This window comes from Paenibacillus jiangxiensis (assembly GCF_046098255.1).
Taxonomy (GTDB): Bacteria; Bacillota; Bacilli; order Paenibacillales; family Paenibacillaceae; genus Paenibacillus; species Paenibacillus jiagnxiensis.
Genome location: NZ_JBJURI010000032.1, coordinates 31,248 through 55,098, shown reverse-complemented (window position 1 = coordinate 55,098; position 23,851 = coordinate 31,248). Strand labels below are relative to the sequence as shown.

General features: G+C 52.4%; 22 protein-coding genes and 1 riboswitch. Of the genes, 3 read left to right on the top strand and 19 right to left on the bottom strand.

The features are described from left to right. Positions 1–134: 134 nt before the first annotated feature. Entirely contained in the window at positions 135–2,420 is a 2,286-nt protein-coding gene (locus ACI1P2_RS25405; RefSeq protein WP_355324629.1) for a beta-glucosidase, read from the bottom strand. 159 nt (positions 2,421–2,579) lie between these two features. On the opposite strand from ACI1P2_RS25405, the gene ACI1P2_RS25400 reads away from it, so the two are divergent. After that, on the top strand, positions 2,580–3,833 hold the full coding sequence (locus ACI1P2_RS25400) for a helix-turn-helix transcriptional regulator (protein WP_355324627.1): 1,254 nt from the start codon (positions 2,580–2,582) through the stop codon (positions 3,831–3,833). Between the two features lie 188 nt (positions 3,834–4,021). Here ACI1P2_RS25400 and ACI1P2_RS25395 read toward each other — a convergent pair whose 3' ends face one another. The 4 genes from ACI1P2_RS25395 to ACI1P2_RS25380 form a co-directional block, all read right to left on the bottom strand. Continuing rightward, positions 4,022–4,633 (bottom strand): alpha/beta hydrolase, encoded by a 612-nt coding sequence (locus ACI1P2_RS25395; RefSeq protein ID WP_355324624.1) that lies wholly within the window; start codon positions 4,631–4,633, stop codon positions 4,022–4,024. 206 nt (positions 4,634–4,839) lie between these two features. Further along, the gene (locus ACI1P2_RS25390) at positions 4,840–5,664 is read right to left on the bottom strand and encodes an aldo/keto reductase (RefSeq protein WP_355324621.1); all 825 of its coding nucleotides are present in this window, start codon (positions 5,662–5,664) and stop codon (positions 4,840–4,842) included. Between the two features lie 17 nt (positions 5,665–5,681). Continuing rightward, complete coding sequence (locus ACI1P2_RS25385) at positions 5,682–5,978, bottom strand: putative quinol monooxygenase (protein WP_355324619.1); 297 nt, start codon at positions 5,976–5,978, stop codon at positions 5,682–5,684. Positions 5,979–6,295: 317 nt separating this feature from the next. Beyond that, on the bottom strand, positions 6,296–7,024 hold the full coding sequence (locus tag ACI1P2_RS25380; RefSeq protein ID WP_355324616.1) for an SDR family oxidoreductase: 729 nt from the start codon (positions 7,022–7,024) through the stop codon (positions 6,296–6,298). Positions 7,025–7,267: 243 nt separating this feature from the next. Between ACI1P2_RS25380 and ACI1P2_RS25375 the strand changes: the two genes are divergently transcribed. Continuing rightward, a complete protein-coding gene (locus tag ACI1P2_RS25375; RefSeq protein ID WP_355324613.1) occupies positions 7,268–7,603 on the top strand; it encodes a winged helix-turn-helix transcriptional regulator in 336 nt (111 codons plus the stop codon). 56 nt (positions 7,604–7,659) lie between these two features. Here ACI1P2_RS25375 and purD read toward each other — a convergent pair whose 3' ends face one another. The 14 genes from purD to ACI1P2_RS25305 form a co-directional block, all read right to left on the bottom strand. After that, a complete protein-coding gene (gene purD / locus ACI1P2_RS25370; RefSeq protein ID WP_355324610.1) occupies positions 7,660–8,925 on the bottom strand; it encodes a phosphoribosylamine--glycine ligase in 1,266 nt (421 codons plus the stop codon). A gap of 24 nt (positions 8,926–8,949) precedes the next feature. Further along, positions 8,950–10,497: a bifunctional phosphoribosylaminoimidazolecarboxamide formyltransferase/IMP cyclohydrolase gene (gene purH / locus ACI1P2_RS25365; protein WP_355324716.1), complete on the bottom strand. Its 1,548-nt coding sequence runs from the start codon at positions 10,495–10,497 to the stop codon at positions 8,950–8,952. 264 nt (positions 10,498–10,761) lie between these two features. Then, a complete protein-coding gene (gene purN, locus ACI1P2_RS25360; protein ID WP_355324607.1) occupies positions 10,762–11,379 on the bottom strand; it encodes a phosphoribosylglycinamide formyltransferase in 618 nt (205 codons plus the stop codon). Next, a complete protein-coding gene (gene purM, locus ACI1P2_RS25355; protein WP_355324604.1) occupies positions 11,379–12,419 on the bottom strand; it encodes a phosphoribosylformylglycinamidine cyclo-ligase in 1,041 nt (346 codons plus the stop codon). The genes purN and purM overlap by 1 nt, the downstream gene beginning before the upstream one ends. Before the next feature lie 621 nt (positions 12,420–13,040). After that, positions 13,041–14,522, bottom strand: a complete 1,482-nt coding sequence (gene purF / locus ACI1P2_RS25350) for an amidophosphoribosyltransferase (protein ID WP_355324601.1) — start codon at positions 14,520–14,522, stop codon at positions 13,041–13,043. Then, a complete protein-coding gene (gene purL / locus ACI1P2_RS25345; protein WP_355324598.1) occupies positions 14,507–16,750 on the bottom strand; it encodes a phosphoribosylformylglycinamidine synthase subunit PurL in 2,244 nt (747 codons plus the stop codon). The genes purF and purL overlap by 16 nt, the downstream gene beginning before the upstream one ends. Then, complete coding sequence (gene purQ, locus ACI1P2_RS25340) at positions 16,728–17,417, bottom strand: phosphoribosylformylglycinamidine synthase subunit PurQ (RefSeq protein WP_355324595.1); 690 nt, start codon at positions 17,415–17,417, stop codon at positions 16,728–16,730. The genes purL and purQ overlap by 23 nt, the downstream gene beginning before the upstream one ends. A 4-nt stretch (positions 17,418–17,421) precedes the next feature. Continuing rightward, positions 17,422–17,667, bottom strand: a complete 246-nt coding sequence (gene purS, locus ACI1P2_RS25335) for a phosphoribosylformylglycinamidine synthase subunit PurS (protein WP_355324592.1) — start codon at positions 17,665–17,667, stop codon at positions 17,422–17,424. A 72-nt stretch (positions 17,668–17,739) separates the two neighbouring features. Beyond that, on the bottom strand, positions 17,740–18,618 hold the full coding sequence (locus ACI1P2_RS25330) for a phosphoribosylaminoimidazolesuccinocarboxamide synthase (protein WP_355324589.1): 879 nt from the start codon (positions 18,616–18,618) through the stop codon (positions 17,740–17,742). A gap of 92 nt (positions 18,619–18,710) precedes the next feature. Beyond that, positions 18,711–20,006 (bottom strand): adenylosuccinate lyase, encoded by a 1,296-nt coding sequence (gene purB, locus ACI1P2_RS25325; protein ID WP_355324586.1) that lies wholly within the window; start codon positions 20,004–20,006, stop codon positions 18,711–18,713. Then, positions 20,003–21,172 carry a 5-(carboxyamino)imidazole ribonucleotide synthase gene (gene purK / locus ACI1P2_RS25320; protein ID WP_355324583.1) on the bottom strand — a complete coding sequence of 390 codons (1,170 nt, stop codon included), beginning with the start codon at positions 21,170–21,172 and terminating at the stop codon, positions 20,003–20,005. The genes purB and purK overlap by 4 nt, the downstream gene beginning before the upstream one ends. After that, on the bottom strand, positions 21,169–21,654 hold the full coding sequence (gene purE / locus ACI1P2_RS25315; RefSeq protein WP_355324580.1) for a 5-(carboxyamino)imidazole ribonucleotide mutase: 486 nt from the start codon (positions 21,652–21,654) through the stop codon (positions 21,169–21,171). The genes purK and purE overlap by 4 nt, the downstream gene beginning before the upstream one ends. 421 nt (positions 21,655–22,075) lie before the next feature. Beyond that, positions 22,076–22,177: riboswitch (purine riboswitch) on the bottom strand. Positions 22,178–22,658: 481 nt separating this feature from the next. Then, a complete protein-coding gene (locus tag ACI1P2_RS25310; protein WP_355324713.1) occupies positions 22,659–23,093 on the bottom strand; it encodes a universal stress protein in 435 nt (144 codons plus the stop codon). A gap of 104 nt (positions 23,094–23,197) precedes the next feature. Next, positions 23,198–23,461: a DUF1294 domain-containing protein gene (locus ACI1P2_RS25305; RefSeq protein ID WP_355324577.1), complete on the bottom strand. Its 264-nt coding sequence runs from the start codon at positions 23,459–23,461 to the stop codon at positions 23,198–23,200. A gap of 171 nt (positions 23,462–23,632) precedes the next feature. On the opposite strand from ACI1P2_RS25305, the gene ACI1P2_RS25300 reads away from it, so the two are divergent. Then, complete coding sequence (locus ACI1P2_RS25300; RefSeq protein WP_355324574.1) at positions 23,633–23,761, top strand: DUF4023 family protein; 129 nt, start codon at positions 23,633–23,635, stop codon at positions 23,759–23,761. The last annotated feature ends 90 nt before the right edge of the window (positions 23,762–23,851 follow it).

The following is a 23,851-nucleotide window of genomic DNA, read 5'->3' as shown; positions in this document are numbered from 1 at the left end:
AAAAACACCGCTTCAGTTATCATATTACGTTTACCACCGGAAACTGTAAAGCAGATACGCCTTTTTCACACCGAAAAGGGCCCCCGTTCCTGGAAACGGGTGACCCTTATGCCAATGCCTATCCGAGAATTAGCTTACTGCTTGGCAGGCTTTTTATTCAAATGTTCGATCAACTCCGCAAGCTTGGCGTCTCCCTCAGCGGAGCCACTGAAGGCGGATACGGCACGCAGCGGCAAATATTTCATCATCGCTTCGCCCATCTCGCCCATGGATTCGTTATCGAACAAGCCTGGCATGGAGTAATTTTTCAGGAATGCATGCACATATTCTCTCTCTTCATCGGTAAGCGCCGGATGGTGCAGCAAATCGCCGATGAGGGAGTTGCGGTGAACCCGTACAGGAAGCTGCTGTACAGATACGACCTCCACTTTGTCGGCAAGAGCGATATCCGCCGAGGAAGAACCGGCCATAATCGTAAATGTGCCGCTCTCCACGTGCCAATCCTTAAGCTCTACGTTGTAGTAAGCAAAGGCACGTTTGTCCAGCGTGATGGTTACCGTTTTTTCCTCTCCAGGCTGCAGTTCCACCTTCGCGAAGCCCTTCAGTTCTTTGGCAGGACGGATGACGGAGCTCTCATCGTCCTTCACATAGATCTGGATGGTTTCCTTGCCGGCCACGCTGCCTGTATTTTTCACGCTCACCCGCACTTCAAGGGTATCACTGTCCTTGATGCTGGAGGAGCTGAGCGTCAGGCACGTATATTCGAACGTGGTATAGCTCAGACCGTAGCCGAATGGGAACAGCGGCTGCACATTTTTGGTGTCATAATAACGGTAGCCTACGAAAATACCCTCACGGTATTCCACACGGTCCCCTTCACCCGGGAAGAACAGATAGGAAGGATTATCGCTGAGCTGCTGCGGGAAGGTTTCCGCCAGCTTGCCGCTCGGATTCGACTTGCCGTACAACAGGTCCGCGATAGCGCCTCCGCCTGCTTGACCGCCGAGGTAGGCTTCGAGCACCGCTTTTGCGGAGCCAAGCCATGGCATTTCTATTGGAGCACCGTTGCTGAGCACCACTACCGTGTTTGGCTGCACAGCCGCTACGGCCTCGATCAGCTCAATATGCGCTGGCGGCAGCTGCAGATGCTGACGGTCATAGCCCTCGGATTCATAGCGGTCAGGCAGCCCGGCGAAAATGACGGCCACTTCCGCCGCTGCCGCTGCTTTCTTGGCTTCTTCCACCAGCTGTGCGTCCGTTTCGTCCTGCTCAATGCGGTAGCCCTGCGCAAACTGCACGCTGCCTTCGCCCGCCAGCTTGCTCAGCTCCTCCAGAGGCGTGTCCAGCTTGGTCGGCACGATATGCGAGCTGCCTCCGCCCTGGAATCGCGGCTTTTGCGCGAATTCCCCGATCACCGCAACCTGCTTGCCTTGGGCAAGCGGAAGTATACCGTCCTCGTTCTTGAGCAGCACCATGCTTTCCGCTGCAACCTTGCGCGCAAGCGCGTGATGGGCGTCCGCATCATAGGTGGCGTTTTCTTTTTTATGGTCAACCGCTTTGAAAATAATCGTCAGCAGACGCTCAACGGCGCGGTCCAGCACCCCTTCGGACAGCTTGCCGCTTTTCACGGCTTCGACGATCTTGCTGTCCCCGATACCGCCGCTTGAAGGCATTTCCAGCTCGAGGCCCGCTTCAAGGCCCTCAGCCCGTTCGTTGACTGCACCCCAGTCGGATACGACAATACCTTCAAGACCCCATTCATCCTTCAGGATGTCTGTCAGCAGGGTTTTATTTTCCGAGGCGTAGGTACCGTTCACTTGGTTGTAAGAGCACATGACCGTCCAAGGCTGGGACTGCTTCACGGCTCCCTCAAAACAGGCCAGATAAATTTCTCGCAGCGTGCGCTCATCCACGACGGCGTCCACAGACATCCGGCGATGCTCCTGGTTGTTCACCGCAAAATGCTTCAGCGAGGTGCCCACGCCTTGGCTTTGCACACCCTGAATATGGTTCGCGGCCATCTCTGTGGACAGATAAGGGTCTTCGGAGAAGTATTCAAAGTTTCTGCCGCAAAGCGGTGAACGCTTAATATTGGCGCCAGGGCCGAGCAGCACGGCTACATCCTCTGCCTGACATTCCTCACCGAGCGCTACGCCCACTTCCTGTACGAGCTCCCGGTTCCATGAGGTGGCAAGGCCTGCCGCAGAAGGGAAACATGTTGCAGGCACACTGTCCATCAGTCCCAGATGGTCCCCGCCTTCCCTTTGCTTGCGCAGCCCGTGCGGCCCGTCCGTCACCATGATCGAAGGAATTCCGAGACGTTCAACACCCTTCAAACGCCAAAAATCCTTGCCTGAGCACATGCCTGCTTTTTCCTCAAGTGTCATTTGCGCGATCAATGCTTTAATATCTCTGCTCATTGTTGATTGGCCTCCCAGCGGAAAAAAATATATTTGGGCTAACTTTTATAATAGCGTTTACATTCTTTATTTTATGGTTGTTGCTGCTGCAGTTATGGTATTTATTTTGGATTTTCGGTAAAATTTTTATGAGAGCTATATGAAAGGATGTTTTTCACCTTGGGCACGCACAACGATTTGCCGTTTGAAGCAGATTATATTTGCCGCTTAATTTATGATGCCTACCAGATCCCGGTCTGTTATCTCGATCCGTCCGCACAACTCATCGCGGCGCAGCCTGAACCTGCACGTATTCCGGTGAACCCGCTTCACACTTCGCTCAGGGATGCGCTTGATGGATTGATTGAGCCGAACGAGCCCAGGGACTTCCCCATTCTGAAAGCTACGGCTTATCTTGAACGTTATGTCACTGTCAGGAATGATGTTGCGGATGGAGAATCCGGGTGCTTTCTCTTGGGTCCAGTGCTGTTTTACCGCATGAACGAGCAGTCTGTAACGGGGCTGATGGCCGATTGCGGCATTCCGCTTAAATACAGGGACGAGCTGATTAGCTATTACAACTCTGTGCGTTATGCCGGAAAAACTCCACTGCTGCAGGCTGGCATCCTGCTGTATTCCCTCATCAGCCGCAGGCAGCTTGAAATGGAAGAGGTCTTATCCCGCAACCGTGCATACAAGCTGTCAGCCGATTGGCCGGAAGATAATATTTACTTGAGCCTGGCCGACCGGCGGGAGAACGTTATGCTGCATAATGACCCTGTGCTGGAAAAAACGATGCTCAGCTATATCCGGGAGGGCCGCAAAGAAGAGCTCGTCGAATTTCTGGAGGAAGGCAGAGGTTTCGAAAATCCTGGGGTGCTGTCGAAGAAGAGCAATTTACGCAGCCAGAAAAATCTGTCCATCTGCGCCATCGCCCTTGCCACCCGCGCCGCCGTGGATGGGGGGATGCCGCTCGAAATGGCTTTTACATTAAGCGATCTGTGCATCCAGCACATCGAGGAGCTGCATGAGGTCGGAGAGGTCATTCGTTATACGAATGAAGCATTATGCGATTTTGCGGACAAGGTACGGTCTGTGCGGGAAAAACGCTATTCAAGACCAATATCCGTCTGCCTGAACTATATTTACAATCACATTTACGAAGACATCGGCCTTAACCGGCTGGCGGAGGAGGCCGGTCTTCATCCCAGCTACCTCTCCAGCCTTTTCCGCGAAGAAACCGGGCTATCCATTACGGAATACGTGCAGCGGGCCAAAATAGAAGAGGCCAAGAAGCTGCTGACGCTCACCGATTACTCCCTGGCCGATGTGTGCAGCAGGCTGCGTTTTAATGACCAAAGCTATTTCACAAAGGTATTCAAAAGATATGCGGGGGTCACTCCCCGAGTATTCCGCAGCCATCCGGGGGAGTAAGGAAAACTCTATCGACGTACTTTCAAAGAAGACAGACCGCACTAAGCGGAAATTTTTCTTGAGATTATAGAGTTATAGAGTTGTTCAGCTCCGCTGAAAACTTATGAACTCTATAATCATAAGGAAAACCGTCTATCGCCAGGGCATCGCTACCTCTTAAACGAAGACGGTTCATATTAAAGCTCAGATCAAACTGTGTACTGTTCTGCAAACCAGCGTGCGGCGGCCTCCACCTCTGTGCGTGTAAGCTGATGGCCGTGCCGCTCCCAGTGCATCGTCACTTCGGCGCCTGCGTTTTCCAGCATGTTTTGCAGCTCCTGCGTTCCCTGCACCGGAATCATCGTATCATTCTCCCCCGCGCCGATAAACACCGACAGGCCTGCCAGATCTGGAAGCTGGATATCACGGAGCGGAACCATGGCATGATGAAGAATTGCGCCGCGCAGCACATCCTTTTCATGGAAAATCATGCTTGCCGCGATGTTCGCGCCATTCGAGTAGCCGATGGCCACCACGTTGCGGCGGTCGAACTCATAACGTTCCGCAGCCTCATCCACAAAAGCAGACAGCTCCTTCGTGCGCAGCACAAGGTCCTCCAGATCGAATACCCCTTCAGCCAGCCTGCGGAAGAAACGAGGCATTCCGTTTTCCAGTACATTTCCCCTTACACCCAGGAAAGAGGAGCCTGGAGATATCATCTCCGCCAGCGGCAGCAGATCATGCTCGTTGCCTCCCGTTCCGTGCAGCAGCAGCAGTACAGGCGCATCAGGGTTGCTTCCTTTACGAAATATATGATTCATAACAAACAGCCACCTTTCATTTAATTTCAATATTAAGATTCTTATATTTGAATTTTATTATACACAACATCGTTCTGTTAAACAACCACTAATTGAATCTTCGTCCTATACGCAAAAAAAGCGTTCAGCTTCCGCAAAGACTTAGTCAGCATGGAAGTGAACGCTTTTCAATTCATAAACGGTATCAGAACATGCCCTTCAAATCGTTAGAACAAAAACTCGTCCGGATTGGAGCCTGTACGCTCGTTCTTGTTCAGGGCGCTGATCCGGCTGATTTCCTCCGCCGTCAGCTCAAAGTCAAAAATATCGGCATTCTCGCGGATGCGGGACTCTGTAATGGATTTCGGAATCGTCACAATCTCCTGTTGGATATGCCAACGCAGAATGACCTGTGAAGAGGTTTTGCCGTATTTGGAGGCAATTTCGGTAATATCGGCATTGTCCGTCAGTTTCCCCTTCATGAGCGGGCTCCAGGATTCGATCTGAATGCCTTTATCGCGGCAGTAGTTATACAGCTCACGCTGCGTCAGACAGGGATGAAGCTCCACCTGGTTCACTGCAGGCACGATATTGCTGTCCTTCAGCAGGTCTTCAAGATGATGCACATGGAAATTGCTTACGCCGATCGCACGCACGCTGCCCTCTTCATACAGGCGCTCGAAAGCTTTCCACGTTTCTTTATATTTATCTTTGCCCGGCCAGTGGATCAGGTACAGGTCGATGATATCCAGGCCCAGACGCTTGCGGCTCTCTTCGAATGCGCTGAGAGTGGAGTCATAGCCCTGTCTGTCATTCCACAGCTTCGTCGTAATGAAGAGCTCTTCTCTGGCAACACCGCTGTCCTTGATGGCCTGTCCGACTTCCTCCTCATTCCCGTAAATTGCTGCTGTATCGATACTGCGGTAGCCGGCGTCAATCGCGACTTTGACCGCTTCGTACACTTCATTGCCTGTGGCCTTGTATGTACCGAAACCGAACCAAGGCATCTTTACGCCATTGTTAAGGGTGGTAGTATCCGTGATTTTACTCATCCGGTTCTCCTCCTTTTTTACTTCACCTGATCGGCATTAGCAAATACGTTTACCTGCAGAGGTTCCGCCAAGCATTCCGGAGCAGCAGCTACAAAGCTTTGAAAATGCGCCGTCTGGTTATGAAAATCAACCGCCGCCTGATCCTTCCACTCCTCCACCATGGTGAATTTATTAGGATCCTTCACATCCTGCATTAACGTGTAGCGCTGGTTGCCTTCTTCCGCCTGTGAGGCTTTAACCAGTTCCTCCGTCAGCGCCAAAAACTTCTCCCGTTTCTCCGGCAGAACATTCAGGTTGGCATGAATAATAATCATGGGTCATCTCACCTTTCACTTCGATTGGTATGTATTTCCCAAAAACAAGACAGCTTTTTAATGCCTTAAAGCTAACATCATTTCCATTATATCGTAACCAAAAAATAGTGTGAACTCTATTCCAACTCCACTGTAAAAAAACAAGACTCCCAACCGTCTAAAATCCAGTAAGTTGGGATGGCAAAGTCTAATTTTAATTTGATGAAGCCGCGGTTAGTATCAACGTCATTGTTGTTGATTTGGATATTGTAAAATCATTGTTACATGACGTTTATTGTGAATCCTATGGCGATTTTCTTTACGCTCCGCATTGTGTTTTACCACGGTACGACCCCGTTTTCATCAAAAAAACCTCCGGTAGGACCATCATCTGCTATTGTGGCAAGTTTCACTACAATGGAAGCCGCTTGTTCAACTGAACGGTAGCCGCTATTTCCATTCAAATCGGTAGCTGTAAAGCCAGGGCAGACTGAGTTAATCTTAATTGAAGAATTGCTTAATTCTTTTGCAAACAACACGGTTAAAGCATTCACCGCCGTTTTGGAACTGTTGTAAGCAAGTGAATTCACATTATAGAATTCGGATTTTGGATCCGTATTTAAGGTTAATGAACCCAATCCGCTGGAAAGGTTGATAATCCTCCCGGAGTAAGACTTTTTAAGCAATGGGATCATAGCCTTTGTGACAGAAAACACCCCAAAAACGTTTGTCTCGTACGTTCTCTTGAGATCCGGCAGCTCCAGTTCACTTGGAGGAACGTTGTCTTCCAAGAACACGCCTGCATTGTTAATCAGTATGTCAAGTAATCCATACTGCTGCTCAATTTGTTTTGCTGCGGATTGAATGATACTAGGGTCAGTAACGTCAAGAACCAGTGCTTTAGCCTTTATGTTCTCCATTTCCAACAACCTCACAGCTTCTTGCCCTCTTTTTTCATCTCTTGAACCCACTAAAATCTCAAATCCCATTTTACCCAATTGTCTGGCCGTCTCAAACCCAATGCCTTTATTTCCCCCTGTAATCAATACTTTTCTGGAATTATCCATTATTCTTCCTCCTTCTAATTTCAAAAAATTCCTTCCAACAAACTCGCTCTAAGAGTGTAAAAAGCTATGGCTGCCTTTATTTGAACTTCCATAACTTTTCTCCTTCCATACCGATAACATACGTATTATCATAATGAGCACTCCCTTCGTTTGGGTTGGAATATCTGATATAGTTAGCATAATAAAAATGATTGAGTGATGTAAGTGCGCACATTTTTGTAACTTAATGAATGGGGTGACAAAATGGGGAAAGGATATGGCGATTGTAGTTTAGAGGTCACAAGGGCCTGTCCCATCGAAATGACCTTACACATAATAGGTGGGAAATGGAAGGGAATCATTATCGATATCTTATCTGAGAAATCTGTCAGATTTAATGAACTTAAAAGATTAATTCCAGGGATTACGCAAAGAATGTTAACGCTACAGCTAAGGGAATTAGAAACAGATGGAATTGTGAAAAGAAAGGTAGAGGATACTGTTCCACCAAAAGTAGAGTATTCTCTAACCGATCAGGGGGAGAATTTATCTCACATTCTCGAATCCATGAGAGCTTGGGGGAATAAATATTATAAGTAAATGGTTAGAAAAGGGCGCTCCCCGGCCCAAACAGCTCAGGGAACACCCCATAAGATTCAAATCAATGCTTTTGCTGCAATATCCGTACGATTGTGTTTTCCTTCAAAAGTAATCCGCTCCGCCTGCTCATAGGCCTTGGCGCGGGCGTCAGCGATATCGCGCCCCAGTCCGACGACACCCAGCACGCGGCCACCGTTCGTCACCCATTCACCAGCCTCATTTACAGCGGTTCCGGCATGGAATACGATGGCTTCATCCGCTTGGTCAAGGCCGTGGATCGGCACACCTTTCGGATAAGAGCCAGGATAGCCGCCGGATGCCAGCACGACACACACCGCCGCTTCATCCTTCCACTCGATTTCCACATCCGCCAGCGTTCCATTCACTGCCGCAAGGAAAATCGACAGCAAATCCGATTTCAGACGCGGCAGCACCACCTGGGTCTCCGGATCGCCAAAACGGGCGTTGAACTCCACCGTCTTCGGCTTTCCGTCCGGCGAAATCATCAGCCCGGCGAACAGCACGCCCGTAAACGGTCTGCCTTCCGCCACCATAGCCTTGGCCGTCGGCTTGATGATCGTCTCCACCGCTTCTTCAATAATGGAATCCACAATATGCGGCAGTGGAGAATAGGTTCCCATGCCACCGGTGTTCGGTCCTTTGTCTCCGTCGTAAGCAGGCTTATGATCCTGCGCAGCCACCATCGGGCGTACGGTTTCGCCATCCACGAAGGACAGAATGGACATCTCCTGCCCCTCCAGAAACTCCTCGATGATAACCTGCGAGCCTGCCTCACCAAATACCTTGTCCACCATCATGTCGGACAGCGCCTTCTCGGCCTCTTCCATCGTGTAGGCTACCGTTACCCCTTTACCAGCCGCGAGGCCGTCCGCTTTAATAACTACGGGAACCTTCTGCTCCAGCAGGTAGGTGCGGGCTTCGTCATAGCTGTCAAACTTGCGGTAAGCCGCTGTCGGAATATTGTATTTATGCAGCAGATCCTTCATGAACGTCTTGCTGCCTTCAATCTCGGCTGCGTTTTTACGCGGACCGAAGACCGGGATGCCCTTGGCTTCAAAAGCATCTACAATACCGACAGCCAACGGATCGTCGGGACCAACAACCACGAGACCAACCTGTTTTTCCTCCGCAAAGGCCGTCAGCCGGTCAAACTCGAATACCCCGATCGGCACACATTCAGCCAATTGTCCGATACCTGCATTCCCCGGTGCGCAGTAAATTATTCCTGCCTGCGGGCTCTTCTTCAGTGCCCATACAATGGCATGCTCGCGGCCGCCGCCGCCGATGACCAAGATGTCCATTCCTCAATTCCTCCCGAACCGGTTTTAGTGTTTGAAATGCCGCACACCCGTGAACACCATAGCGATTCCGTACTCATTCGCCACCTTGATGGACTCCTCGTCCTTGACCGATCCGCCAGGCTGGATCACCGCCGTGATGCCTGCTTTGGCCGCGATCTCCAGCGTATCTCCCATCGGGAAGAAGGCATCGGATGCGAGCACAGCGCCTTTTGCTTTATCCCCGGCCTGCCCAATAGCAATTTTCGCGGCGCCGACACGGTTCATCTGTCCAGCTCCGACACCTACTGTCATATTGTCCGCAGCCAGCACGATCGCATTGGATTTCACATGCTTAACTACTTTCCAGCCAAACAGCAGCTGCTTCAATTCCTCCTCGGAAGGAGCACGGTCTGTTACAACCTGCAGATCTGCCACGTCGATGGAATGAACGTCGCTCTGCTGCACGACCATACCGCCTTCAATGGAAGTGACGACAAACTGGCTCGTACGTTCACGGGCGGAGTCAATCTCACCTGTATCCAGCAAGCGGATGTTCTTTTTCTTGGTCAGAATGTCCAGCGCCTCTTGTGTAAAGCCAGGAGCCAGAATGATTTCCAGGAAAATCTCGCTCAACTTCCCAGCCGTATCGCTGTCGATGATCCGGTTCGCCGCCACGATCCCGCCAAAAATCGAAGTTGGGTCTGCAGCATAGGCCTTGCTGTATGCTTCGTAGATACTTGCTCCGGTGCCAACACCGCAAGGATTCATGTGCTTAACGGCCACAACCGCCGGCTCCGTGAATTCCTTAACGATCTGTAATGCGGCATTGGCATCGTTAATGTTGTTGTAGGACAGCTCTTTGCCGTGCAGTTGCTTCGCCGAAACGAGCGTGCCCCCGGCCGCAAGCGGCTTGCGGTAGAAAGCTGCCTGCTGATGCGGGTTCTCGCCGTAGCGGAGATCCTGTATTTTTTCGTAGGTTACCGTAAAGCGCTCCGGAAGCGGATCACCCGTTACGTTGGAGAGATAGTCCGAGATCAGGGCATCGTAAGCAGCTGTGTGACGGAATACCTTGGCCGCAAGTCGCTTGCGGGTTTCCAGCTCCGTGTCTCCGCCGCTGCGAACCTCGTCGAGCACAGTACGGTAATCATCAGCGTCTACCACGACAGTGACAAAGGCATGGTTCTTCGCTGCAGAACGCAGCATCGTAGGTCCGCCGATATCGATATTTTCAATGGCATCCTCATAGGTTACATCCGGTTTGGCGATCGTTTCGGCAAAAGGATACAGATTCACGACCACAAGATCGATGTAATCGAGGCCCAAATCCTTCATCTGGCGCTGATGCTCTTCGTTGTCCCGCACGGCCAGCAAGCCGCTGTGCACAGCCGGATGCAACGTTTTGACACGTCCGTCCATAATTTCAGGAAACCCGGTCACATCGGAAATCCCGATCACCGGAATTCCTTCCTTCGACAGCAGACTGCTGGTCCCGCCTGTCGAAATGATTTCCACACCCAGATTGGACAATTCACGGCAAAAATCCACGATCCCCCGTTTATCCGATACGCTGACTAATGCTCTTTTGATCACGATTTATCCTCCTATCTTTCCAACCCATTACCCCGCCAGGAAAATGGGTTGGAAAGGCAGCTTCTGCTGCTTTTTTATATCCAAACCCATATCCCACCAGACAAAGGGCGAAAGGCAGCTTTCACTGCTTTTTATTTTCAAATCCACATGATCGCACTTTATCTCACACTATTTCCCGAGAAATATCGGAATATGACTTGCCTGACCTGCTAGTATTTTGACAAAAAAAGAGCCGAATGACATGAGACGCCAGCCACGCTCTGCAGATTAACGCCGGATGACCGTAACCTTTCTGCCCTCCAGCTTCACTCGTTCCTCCGCAAACCATGAGACCACTTCAGGATATAACGTTCTTTCTTCCGCTTGAATGGCTGCCGTCAACGAGTCATGGCTCTCCCCCTCGGTGACAGGCACGACCCGTTGGGCAATAATTGGCCCCGTATCCATGCCGCCATCCACAAAATGGACTGTAACCCCGCTAACCTTAACGCCGCACTGCAATGCTTGTCCGATCGCATCCTTCCCCGGAAAGGCCGGCAGCAGGGAGGGATGGATATTAATGATCCCGCCCGCAAACGCTTCAACCATCACGCTGGAAAGCAGACGCATATAACCGGCCAGCACGACCAGGTCGATTTCTTTCTCACGCAGCATGCCGACCAGCTCGCGTTCGTAATCCTCCCGCGCAGCATAATCCTTGGGCTGGAACGTATAACATTCAATGCCCGCGGCCTGCGCCCGTCCGACAACAGGCGCCGCAGACTTATCACATACAAGGAGCTTGATCTCCGCTCCACCGAGCCTGCCTTCTGCGGCGGCATCTGCAAGAGCCTGAAAATTACTGCCCTGGCCTGAGGCAAACACCGCCACCCGGTACGCTCCCATTACACTTCCGCTCCTGTAAAGGTTACCCGCGAGTCTCCATCAGTAACACGTCCAATAAGATAGGCTTCCTCGCCTTGCTCACGCAGAATTGTCAGCGCTGACTCCGCATCCTCCTGCTTCACGACCATGACAAGTCCGATGCCCATGTTAAAGGTCGTGAACATATCGCTGTTGGAGATGGCTCCCTTGTCCTGCAGCAGCTTGAAAATCGGCAGAATCGGCCATGAGCCGTATTCAATATCGACATTTACGTTATCCGGCAGCATGCGCGGAATATTCTCGATAAAGCCGCCGCCCGTAATATGGGCCATGCCTTTAACCGTCAGCTTTTCCAGCAGGGCAAGCACTGGTTTTACATAAATTTTGGTCGGCTCAAGCAGAACGTCTCCCAGCTTGCCGTTCAATTCAGCAACCTCATCCTGCAGGCTGTAGCCGCTTTGTTCGAGCAGCAGCTTGCGCACCAGGGAAAAGCCGTTGCTGTGCACCCCGCTCGAAGCCAGTCCGATAACAGCATCCCCGGCGGCAATCGTGCTGCCGTTAATCACCTTGCTCTTGTCGACAATGCCCACGGTAAAGCCGGCGATATCGTATTCGCCTTCGCTGTACATGCCGGGCATTTCCGCCGTTTCGCCGCCAATCAGGGCACAACCGGACTGGTGACAGCCTTCGGCAATACCGGCCACAATCGCCTCGATCTTCTCGGGAATTACACGATCGCAGGCAAGATAGTCCAGGAAAAACAGCGGTTCAGCACCCTGCACCACGATATCGTTCACGCACATCGCAACGGCGTCAATGCCGATCGTGTCGTGGCGGTCCATGGCGAAAGCGAGCTTCAGCTTGGTTCCGACCCCGTCGGTGCCGGATACGAGTACTGGCTCTTCGTACTTGTCTTTATTCAATGCGAACAGACTCCCGAAGCCGCCCAAATCCGCCATTACCTCCGGACGGAAGGTACGCTTCACATGCTTTTTCATCCGTTCTACCGCTTCATTACCGGCGGCGATATCCACACCAGCCTGTTTGTATGCGTCGGACACTCGATAACACTCCTTTTTTAGACTATAGAATTTGGCTCAAAACCGAAATCGGTGCTTGACCTGGGATGGGTGCGAGCGCGTATAAAAGCTCGAAAACTCTAACGGTTGTGAGTGACGCTATTTGGGTAAAAACGGTGGGTTACAAGATGTAACGGTTGCCAGCGAGGTTATTTCCCGTTTTTCCACAGGTAAAAGGGCTATTTCACCTAAATAAGCTCGCATGCAACCGTTAGAAAAGAAACCTTAGTTGTCTCGGTCGAATAAGCTCTATGACAACTGTTAGAAAAGAAATGTACTGTATAGATCGATCATTCGAAGCAACCCCATTGGTCAAGCAGCGATTTCTAGATTGAGCCTTATAGAATTTATAAAGTTTTCAGCGGAGCTGAACCATTCTATAATCGGATGAAAATTTCCGCCGAGCGCGGCCCGGCTTCTTTGAAGCACGTCGATAGATGTTTTCTTATTTGCCACGCCTTCTGACCCGCTTACTCACACCTAACTGACCCGCTTACAAAGGATACGGTAGGCAATAGGTCCGGCAATAATTAATGACACTAATGATTGAACTCGTTAATCATCAGACAGGAATGGCCAAAAAGCCATTCATTCCCCGGCGCTTCAACAGCTGCAGCCAAATTTCTCCTCACCGTTGAAATTCACCTGTGTCGGATATTCATTGTCGAAGCACGCGAGGCAGAGTCCGCCTTTGGGATCGGAGCTGTTATTGCCGCCAACGGCCTCAATCAGCCCTTCGAAGCTTAGAAAATGAAGCGAATCCGCGTTGATTTCCTGACGGATTTCTTCAATGGTCTTGGAGGAGGCAATCAGCTCCTTGCGGTCCGGCGTATCAATGCCGTAGAAGCACGGATTTTTGAACGGCGGAGAGGTAATGCACACATGCACCTCTGTCGCCCCCGCATCACGCAGCATGTTGACGATCCGGCGCGACGTCGTGCCGCGCACGATGGAATCATCGATCATGATGACACGCTTGCCTTCCACGACCCGGCGCACGGCGCTGAGCTTCATCTTTACGCCTTGCTCCCGCAGCTCCTGGCTCGGCTGGATAAAGGTCCGTCCGGTATATTTGTTTTTGATCATACCCAGCTCATAGGGAATGCCCGTCTGCTCCGCATAACCGATAGCGGCGGAGATGCTTGAATCCGGCACACCGGTAACGACATCCGCGTCGATGAAGCATTCCATTGCCATCTGGCGGCCCATCTGTTTGCGTGCCGTATGCAGATTGGAGCCGTTCAGATCGCTGTCGGGGCGGGCGAAATAAATATACTCCATCGCACATAGAGCCTTGCGGTGCTTGCCGTGATCGAACCGCTCTTCCCGCAGGCCGTCCTTGTCCAGCACCAGCAGCTCGCCGGGTTCGATATCGCGGATCAGCTCAGCGCCAATGGTCTCCAGCGCGCAGGTCTCGGACGCGAAAATATAAGCGCCGTTCAGGCGTCCCATCGTCAGCGGACGCAGGCCGTGCGGGTCGGAGGCGGCGATCAGCTTGTCATTGGTCATAACGAGAAAAGCAAAGCCGCCGACAATCTGGTTGAACGCATCCTTGGCAGCTTCGACCAGATCCTTCGACGAGCGGGCAATCAGATGCGCTACGACCTCGGTATCACTGGTCGTCTGAAAGATCGAGCCGCTTTGCTCCAGCTCGCGCCTAATTTGCAGCGCATTGACGATATTGCCATTCGTAGCCACCGCCAGATCCCCGTCACGGTACTTGAACACCAGTGGCTGGGCATTGGTCAGCTTGCTGTCCCCGCTGGTGGAATAGCGGACATGCCCGATGGCGATATCACCCGTCAGCGAGGCCATAATATCCTTGTCAAACACCTCTTTCACGAGGCCCATGCCGCGATGGTAGTGAAATTCGCTGCCATTACTGACGCACATGCCTGCACTTTCTTCTCCACGGTGCTGCAGCGCATGCAGTCCGTAATAGGACAAAGAAGCGGCATCGGGGTGTCTGTACACCCCGAAAACTCCGCATTCCTCTTTTAATTTATCGAATAATCCGTCCTTGCCGGATCCTTCGTTGTAATAATCCCCTGTCCAGAGCGTCTGTGTCATCAGTTCATCAGACATGGAATGACATCCTCCCAGGTTTGCTTCAGGCTTGCCACAGACTCCTGCACCCCAGGCTGTCCGTTGACCTCAATCGTCAGGTCAGAACCTTCAACCTTGCCGAGAACGGACACGGGAATGTCCAGCCCGCGCAGGTATGCTTCCAGCGCTTCCGCTTTGTCAGGCGCGGCGGACAGCAGAATGCGGGACTGGCTTTCACTGAACAGCGCCACATCTGGACGAAGCTCTGTTGTTACGTTAACCTGTGCGCCCAGACCGCCGCTGATGCTGGATTCCGCCAGGGCAGCAGCCAATCCGCCTTCCGCCAGGTCATGAGCGGAACGGACCAGACCTGACTGAATGGCACCCAGCACGCCTTTCAGCAGCTTTTTCTCCGTCTCCAGGTCAAGCTGCGGCGGACGTCCTTCCGATACGCCATGCACGACAGCCTGGAACTCGCTGCCGCCCAGCTCGGCTTTGGTGTCGCCCAGCAGCAGAATAACGTCGCCTTCTGCCTTGAAGCCTTGTGTCGTAATATGATCCGTATCATGCACAAGGCCAACCATGCCGACCACCGGTGTCGGATAGATCGCGCCTTTGGCATTCTCGTTGTACAGGCTGACGTTACCGCCGATCACCGGCGTATCCAGCACACGGCACGCTTCCGCCATGCCGTCTACTGCTTTTTCCATCTGCCAGAAAATATCCGGCTTCTCCGGGCTGCCAAAGTTCAGGTTGTCCGTGATGGCCAAAGGCTCGCCGCCGGAGCAGACGATGTTACGCGCCGCTTCGCTGACGGCAATTTTGCCGCCGACTTCAGGATCAAGGTATACATAACGGCCGTTGCAGTCCGTTGTCATCGCCAGCCCCTTGCGGGTGCCGTGAACCGTAACAACTGCCGCATCCGAGCCCGGACGAACGGCCGTGCTGGTGCGCACCATGTAGTCGTACTGCTCATATACCCATTTTTTGCTTGATACGCTTGGGGAAGACAGAATCTTGTTCAGCGCGCCGCCAAGATCCTTCACTTCTTCGTAACGCAGTGTATCCACCGCCGCATTCTGCTCATAATAAGCAGGCACTGCAGACGGCTTGTTATAAATTGGGCACTCGTCGACGAGCGCGTTGACTGGCATGTCGCCGACAACCTCGCCGTGATGATAAAGCCGCAGACGGCCGTCATCAGTCACCTTGCCCACCTTGGCGCAGATGACGCCCCAGCGGTCGAAGATTTCCCGCGCCTGCGCTTCATCCTTAGGCTCAACGACAAACAGCATCCGTTCCTGGGATTCGGAGAGCATCATTTCATAAGGCGTCATGCCTTCTTCACGCTGCGGCACCTGGTCCAGGTACAGCTCCAGCCCGTTGCCGGCCTTGCTCGCCATTTCCGCACTGGAACAGGTCAGACCGGCAGCGCCCATATCCTGAATGCCAAGCACGATACCGCTGTTGATCAGCTCCAGGCAGGCCTCCATAACGAGCTTTTCCATGAACGGGTCGCCGACCTGCACTGCCGTACGCTTCGCCTCGGATTCCTCCGTCAGCTCGACGGAAGCGAAGGTAGCGCCATGAATGCCGTCGCGTCCGGTAGGAGGGCCTACATAGAAGACCGGGTTGCCTACGCCTTTGGCAACGCCGCGCTGGATTTTATCATGATCGATCAGGCCGACACACATCGCGTTAACGAGCGGATTGCCTTCATAGCTTTCATCAAATACAACTTCTCCGCCTACGGTAGGAATGCCAATACAGTTGCCGTAACCCGCGATGCCAGATACCACATGCTCGAACAGGTATTTGACACGGTCGCTTTCCAGCTTGCCGAATCGCAGCGAGTTCAGCACAGCGACAGGTCTGGCACCCATGGAGAAAATGTCGCGGATGATGCCCCCCACGCCTGTAGCCGCTCCTTGGTAAGGCTCGACTGCGGATGGATGGTTGTGGCTCTCGATTTTGAATACGACGGCCTGGTTGTCGCCGATGTCCACGATACCCGCGCCTTCGCCGGGTCCCATCAGGACGCGCGGTCCGCTTGTCGGAAAGCGGCGCAGCAAGGGCTTGGAATTTTTATACGCACAGTGCTCCGACCACATGACGCTGAACACGCCGATCTCCGTGTAGTTGGGCTTGCGTCCCATGAACTCGCAGATGAGCTCATACTCGCTGTCGGACACTCCCATTTGCTGATACAGTTTATGCTCGGCCACCTGCTCTGCCGTTGGTTCCTTAGCGGACACTTGCTGCGCCATGTTTATCCCTCCATGCGTTCAAAATCGATGTGAACATGCGTTTACCGTCATCGGTGCCAAGCAGCTGATCCACCGCCCGCTCAGGGTGCGGCATCATGCCAAGCACATTGCCCTGCTCGTTGCAGATACCGGCGATGTCCGTAAGAGAGCCGTTCGGGTTGCTTTTATACGTAAATACGATCTGGTTGTTCGCCTGCAGGCGGGCCAGCGTCTCTTCATCGCAATAATAGTTGCCTTCGCCATGCGCAATCGGGATGACGATCTCTTCAGCTTGCGCATAATCACGGGTAAACGGAGTTGTATTGTTAACCACCTGAAGCACCGTATCATGGCAGCGGAACTTCATCGACATATTCCGTCTCAATGCACCTGGCAGCAAGCCTGCTTCCGTAAGAATCTGAAAACCGTTGCAGATGCCCAGGATGAACTTGCCCTGCTCGGCCGCCTTGGCTACTTCATTCATGACGGGAGCAAAGCGGGAAATTGCGCCGCAGCGCAGATAATCACCGTAAGAGAAGCCGCCCGGAACGAGAATGCAATCATAAGCGGACAGATCTGTGGCCGTATGCCAGACATAATCCACCGGCTCGCCCAACACATCCTCCACCGCTTTATAACAGTCAATGTCACAGTTGGAGCCCGGAAATACCAGTACAGCAAATTTCATGGATTCAGTCCTCCAATTCGTAGCGGTAGTCCTCAACTACCGTATTGGCCAGCAGCTTTTCGCACATCGCAGCCACCCGTTTCTCCGCCTCAGCGCGGTCAGCCGTGTCGAGCTGAAGCTCCATATACTTGCCGATACGCAGGCTTTCCACCTCTGCAAAGCCCATGGAGTGCAGAGCGCCTTGTACGGCTACCCCCTGCGGGTCGAGTACGCTTTGTTTAATAGTGACATAGACCTTTGCTTTTAACATTTCGTTGAGTTCCTCCTCCGAATGGTGAATCAGATAATATATGAAGCATTACGACAAGCAACCTGCTGTTTCTCAGGACGATGCAGTCAAGCGTTTCAAAATATCCGTGTATCGCGCGGTTGTTTCCGCTACAACGTCAGCAGGAAGCGGTGCGGGCGTGCTGTTTTTATCCCAGTCGGATGAAGCCAGATAGCTGCGTACCGGCTCCTTGTCCATGCTGTCGATCTCGACATCCAGCGCGTATTTTTCCTTGGCCCAGAAACGGGAAGCGTCGGGCGTGAAAATTTCGTCGATCAGGATCAGTTCGCCGTCAATCAAGCCGAATTCAAACTTGCAGTCTGCCAAAATAATGCCGCGCTCTTCGCAATACGATCTCGCAAACTCGTACAGCTCAAGGCTCTTTTGCTCCAGGGCCCCGGTCAGCTCTACACCGACCAGTTCCTTCATACGCTCCAAAGAGATGTCCTCGTCATGGCCGACATCATTCTTGGCCGCAGGTGTAAAGATCGGCTGCGGAAAGCGCTCGTTCTTGCGCATGCCCTCCGGCAGCGGAATACCGTTGACTTCGCCGTTCTTCTCATATTGCCTCCAACCGCCGCCGGTGATGTAGCCGCGCACGACGCATTCGATATCGATCCGTTCCGCTTTGCGGGTCACCATAATCCGGTCCTGCAACAGCTCTCTGTCCTTCACCACCACCCCCAGTTGATCAACATCGGTGTGAACGACATGGTTATCTATAATATGTCTCGTTTTGTCGAACCAGAAGCTGCTGAGCCGGTTCAGGACATTGCCCTTCTCCGGCACCGGCGGCTCCAGCACGTAGTCGAATGCCGAAATTCGGTCCGTCACGACGATCAGATAATGCTCTCCCAAATCGTACAGCTCACGTACTTTGCCTTTATACAGCAGAGGTGCATCAATCAGGTCTGCGGCTGTAGACAGCGCCATGTTTCTACCTTCTTCCCCAAGAAAATTAAAGTCCGATCTGCTTAAAAATCCGGTCCGCCAGTAATAAATCCAGCCCCCCGGTAACGTAGCTTTTAAATCAGTTCAAGCTTTTTAAAGATGGTATCCACATGCTTCAGGTGCCATGCCGGGTTAAAGGCATCCTCGATTTCCTCCGCGCTCAGCAGGGCGGTGATTTCCGGCGTCGTTTCCACGATGTCACGGAACTGGCGCTGCTCCTCCCAAGCCTGCATCGCGCGCGGCTGAACGGTATCGTACGCCTGCTCGCGGCTCATGCCCTTGTCGATCAGCTTTGTCATGACACGGCCGGAGAACGGAACGCCGAACGTGCGGGACATGTTGCGCTTCATATTTTCAGGGAATACGGTCAGGTTCTTCACGATGTTCCCAAAGCGGTTCAGCATATAGTTCAGCAGCATCGTCGCATCCGGCAGGATGATCCGCTCCACCGAGGAGTGGGAAATATCGCGTTCATGCCACAGCGGCACGTTCTCGTAGGCGGATACCATATGTCCGCGGATCACGCGGGACAGGCCGGAAATGTTCTCACAGCCGATCGGATTGCGCTTGTGCGGCATGGCGGACGAGCCTTTTTGCCCCTTCGCAAAGGCTTCCTCCACCTCACGGAATTCGCTCTTTTGCAGAGCGCGGATTTCCGTGGCAAATTTGTCGAGCGAGGTGGCGATTAAAGCGAGTGTCGCCATATATTCAGCGTGACGGTCACGCTGCAGCGTCTGCGTAGAGATCGGCGCCGGCTTTGTGCCTAGCTTGCGGCAGACGAACTCTTCCACGAACGGATCAATATTGGCGTAGGTGCCGACAGCCCCGGAAATTTTACCGTACTGCACGTTATCCGCAGCGTGGCGGAAGCGCACCAGGTTGCGCTTCATTTCTTCATGCCAGAGCGCCATCTTCAGTCCGAACGTTGTAGGCTCGGCGTGAACGCCGTGCGTCCGCCCCATCATCGGCGTATCTTTATAAGCAATCGCTTTATCCTTCAAAATATCGATAAAGCGAACAATATCCTGCTCCAGAATCTCGTTGGCCTGCTTCAGCAGGTAACCGAGCGCCGTATCCACTACGTCCGTGGAAGTCAGGCCGTAATGCACCCATTTACGCTCTTGCCCCAGGCTTTCAGACACCGTGCGGGTAAAGGCAATCACATCGTGACGTGTTTCCTGTTCGATTTCAAGAATGCGGTCGATGTTAAAAGAAGCGTTCTTGCGCAGAGCAACCGTATCCTCTTTAGGGATGACACCGAGTTCAGCCCAGGCCTCACAGGCGCAAAGCTCCACTTCCAGCCATGCCTTGAATTTGTTTTCCTCCGTCCAGATCGCTCTCATTTCCGGTCTGCTGTATCGTTCAATCATAACTGATGATTCCTCCAAATATTGGTTTGTGCAATCCATTCCAGGCCGTTCTCCACATCATCGCAGAGCAGGTTGATATGCCCCATCTTGCGCCCAGGCTTCGCTTCGCTCTTCCCATAGATATGAAGCTTCGGGATCACATTCAGGCATTCGGCAGTCACGTCCGGCTGCACGGTCCGGGCCACGGCCTGCTCCAGATGTTCGCCGAGCAGATTGACCATCACCACCGGCGTCAGCAGCTTCGTGCCGCCCAGCGGCAGCCCGCATACAGCCCGCAGATGCTGTTCAAACTGCGAGGTTGCGCAAGCGTCCATGGTGTAGTGACCAGAATTGTGCGGACGGGGAGCAAGCTCATTGACGTATAGCTCTCCATCCTCTGTCACGAACATCTCTACCGCCAGCAGCCCAACGGCGTCCAGCGATGCGGCAATGGCCTCGGCGAGTTGCCCGGCCCGCTCGCTCACTTCCGCCGGTATACGCGCCGGCACAATGGAAGCATGCAGGATATTGTTCACATGGATATTTTCTGCAGGTGGGAAGGTTCGTATTTCTCCCTGTGTGCTGCGCGCCGCAATCACTGAAATTTCACAGCGGAAATGGACGAAGCCCTCCAGCACGAGCTCAGCTCCCGTGGCAGCCAAATCCGCATAGGCCGCATTCACTTCCACCTCGGTCCGAATCACGCGCTGGCCTTTCCCGTCGTATCCGCCGGTGGCCGTTTTCAGCACACAGGGCAGCCCGAGCTCCTTCACAGCAGCTTCCATGGATGCCTGTGATGTAATTTCCCGGTAGGGTGCTACCGGAACACCGGCGGCCTCAATCGCCCTCTTTTCCCGAAGACGATGCTGAGTCGTGTATAACAGCTTGCTGCCCTGCGGTACATAGGATTCCCGTTCCAGCATACTTGCCACGTCTGCATCCACATTTTCAAACTCATACGTAATGACATCGCATTGTTCCGCGAGCCGCCGTGCCGCGTCCATGTCGTCATAAGGGGCTGTAATCTGGTCCGCCACCTGCCCGCAGGGAGAATCGGGAGCAGGGTCGAGCGTAACGAACCTATATCCCATCGCCGAACCGGACAGTGTGATCATTCTTCCCAGCTGTCCGCCGCCAAGAATGCCCACCGTTGATCCGGGCGACAGCACTTTGCCCTTAGCTTTCATAGTGTATCACTGCTTTCCAGCACTTCGCTGCGGATGCGATCCCGTCTCGCCTGCACCCGGCCCCGCACCTCTTCATCGAACGAGCCGATAATCTGGGCTGCCAGCAATCCCGCATTTGTCGCTCCGGCTTTGCCGATCGCCACTGTCGCCACGGGAATCCCGCCCGGCATCTGCACGATGGACAGCAGCGAATCAAGTCCGTTCAGTGCTTTGGACTGCACCGGCACACCGATCACCGGCACTGTCGTTTTGGCGGCTACCATACCTGGAAGATGGGCTGCTCCCCCTGCGCCAGCAATAATAACCTTAATTTCTCGCTCAGCAGCCTGTTCCGCATATTCAAACATCAGATCCGGCGTCCGGTGCGCCGAAACGACTTTTTTCTCATAGCTGATCTGCAGCTCATCCAGGATGTCGCATGCATGCTGCATCGTATCCCAGTCTGACTTACTGCCCATGATGACGCCTACCTGTATCGGCATGTCCTTCCACACTCCTATTCATTCTTAAAGAGGTTGTTCAAAAAGTCATCTTTTGATCACGAAGAAAGGCAGGAAGCGGACTCGACTTCGAATCTTGAATTCAGCCGGGCCTAAGCAGATGCTTCCGAAGCATGTTTCCTGCGGAAACATTTCAGGTGCTCACGTACCCCTAGTACGCTCCGCTCCTCAGTCCCTAGCTTCATCCAACTCAAGCGTTTTGAAAAAACGCACTTCGGAAGCATAAGCTTCGGTGCTGAAAACCTGATTTTTTGAACTTGCACTTAAAGAGCAAAAAATCCGGCATCCTCGAAAATACAGCTTCTTCAAGATACCGGACTGCAGAAAATAACGCCGCTGGGCGCCTTTTGTCGAAGAAAAACGAATAAAGACACGCCAAAGGCAACCCGAAAAGCCGCTAAACGCGGTCGGCTTTATTTCCCGTAGTCCGGAAATTTAAGGTTCCCGGGTAGAAACTTCCGGGCCATATCCCCGGATTTATACGAGTTTTTCACAGCAAATTTTAAGAGGTAGTTCAAAAAGTCATCTTTTGATCACGAAGGAAGTCTGGAAGCAAACTCGACATCGAATCTTGAATTCAGCCGGGCCTTCCGGTGCTCACGTACCCCAAGTACGCTCCGCTCCTCAGTCCCTAGCTTCATCCAACCTTCTCGGTGCTGAAAACCTGACTTTTTGAACACGAATTTTAAATGATCAATCTTCAACAATTCCTTATCTAGTGTACCAATCTGCTACACTGTATGTCAACTTAAAAGGCGAACATTTACGTTTTACAATAAATTAATGTTCGTTTTCACAGCAAGAAAAACTCTTATCGATGGTATTTAAAGAAGACAGACCGCCCTAAGAGGAAAATTTTCTTACGATACTTGCGATATCAGAAGGTCGGCAATTCGATGTGTATCCTTTCTGATATCTAAAAAAACACCCCCGAATCGTAATATTACGAAGAATCGGGGGAAGTAACCGTCCAACCTGTTCACTTGTTATTTCACGACCAGCACCGGAATTTTGGCATGCTGCACCACATTGTGGCTGACACTGCCCAGCACAAATTCCCGAATACCGCCCAGCCCGCGGCTGCCGACAATAATCACATCCGCACCGTGCTCTGCGGCATAATCAAGAATGACCTCAGCCGGCGAGCCCTGGATGACATCCACTACAGCGTCTACTCCTGCCTGAGCAATTTTATTTTTCACGTCTTCAGCGGTTTGATTTGCCAGATCATAATATTCCTTATTGATTGAAGCCGGGATTGGGGCCAGGCCCTCGCCGATGAACACGCGGGGAAAATCAAAAACATGGACCACTCTCAGCTCTGCGCCCTTCGTCAGGTTCACCAATTGCACCGCTCTTTCCAGCGCTTTATTCGCAGCCTGCGATCCGTCATACGCCAACAGGATTTTATTAAACATGATCAACCATCCCCTCTTTAGTTCACATTTTCGGTTTTACTATACTTACCCGCGGCCATCGCTCATAACCCATCTTCGCTCATTTGGATTAGCCGCGCCCTGCCCGGTCATCGCAAAAAATAACCATAAAGCACCGCATTCAGGAACAGCAGCAGCGGAATGCCGAATTTGAAGCTTGCGTGTTTGGTTTTATGCCTTTTCCGATACATCCCCACCAGAATGCCGAGTGCGCCGCCGATGAATGCGAGCAGGAATAATGTCCGTTCCGGGATTCTGTCGCGCTTGCGCCGCGCTCTGTTTTTATCGTCTGACATGACAATATATGCCGTACAATTGATTACAAAAAGCCAGATCAACACTGCTGCGTGCAACCTCTTCCCTCCCCCGGCGCCATAACAGCTGCCTTTTAGTACAAGCCTATTATACTCCCTTGACGCAAAATGGGACAATGATGCTTCACACGGCAAAACTGCTCATGATCCGGTACGATGGTGGTTATAGTAACAATGGGCCGCATTTCTCAGCTGAAGGAGGATTGTTGTATGGACAGCACGCATGATTACGTTGAAAAGCTGAACGAAAACCAGAAGAAGCAGGAGCATAACCGCAAAAAAGGGCACGGCACACCAAGCGAAAAACTGTCGACCAAGCAGCATTCGAAAAATCCCTGAGCGTCTGAAAACAGAGCTTTCTGCGAAACCAAAAAACGGGACCCGGCTTGAAATTGCCGAGTTCCGTTCTAACGTTCTCATTTCAAGTTC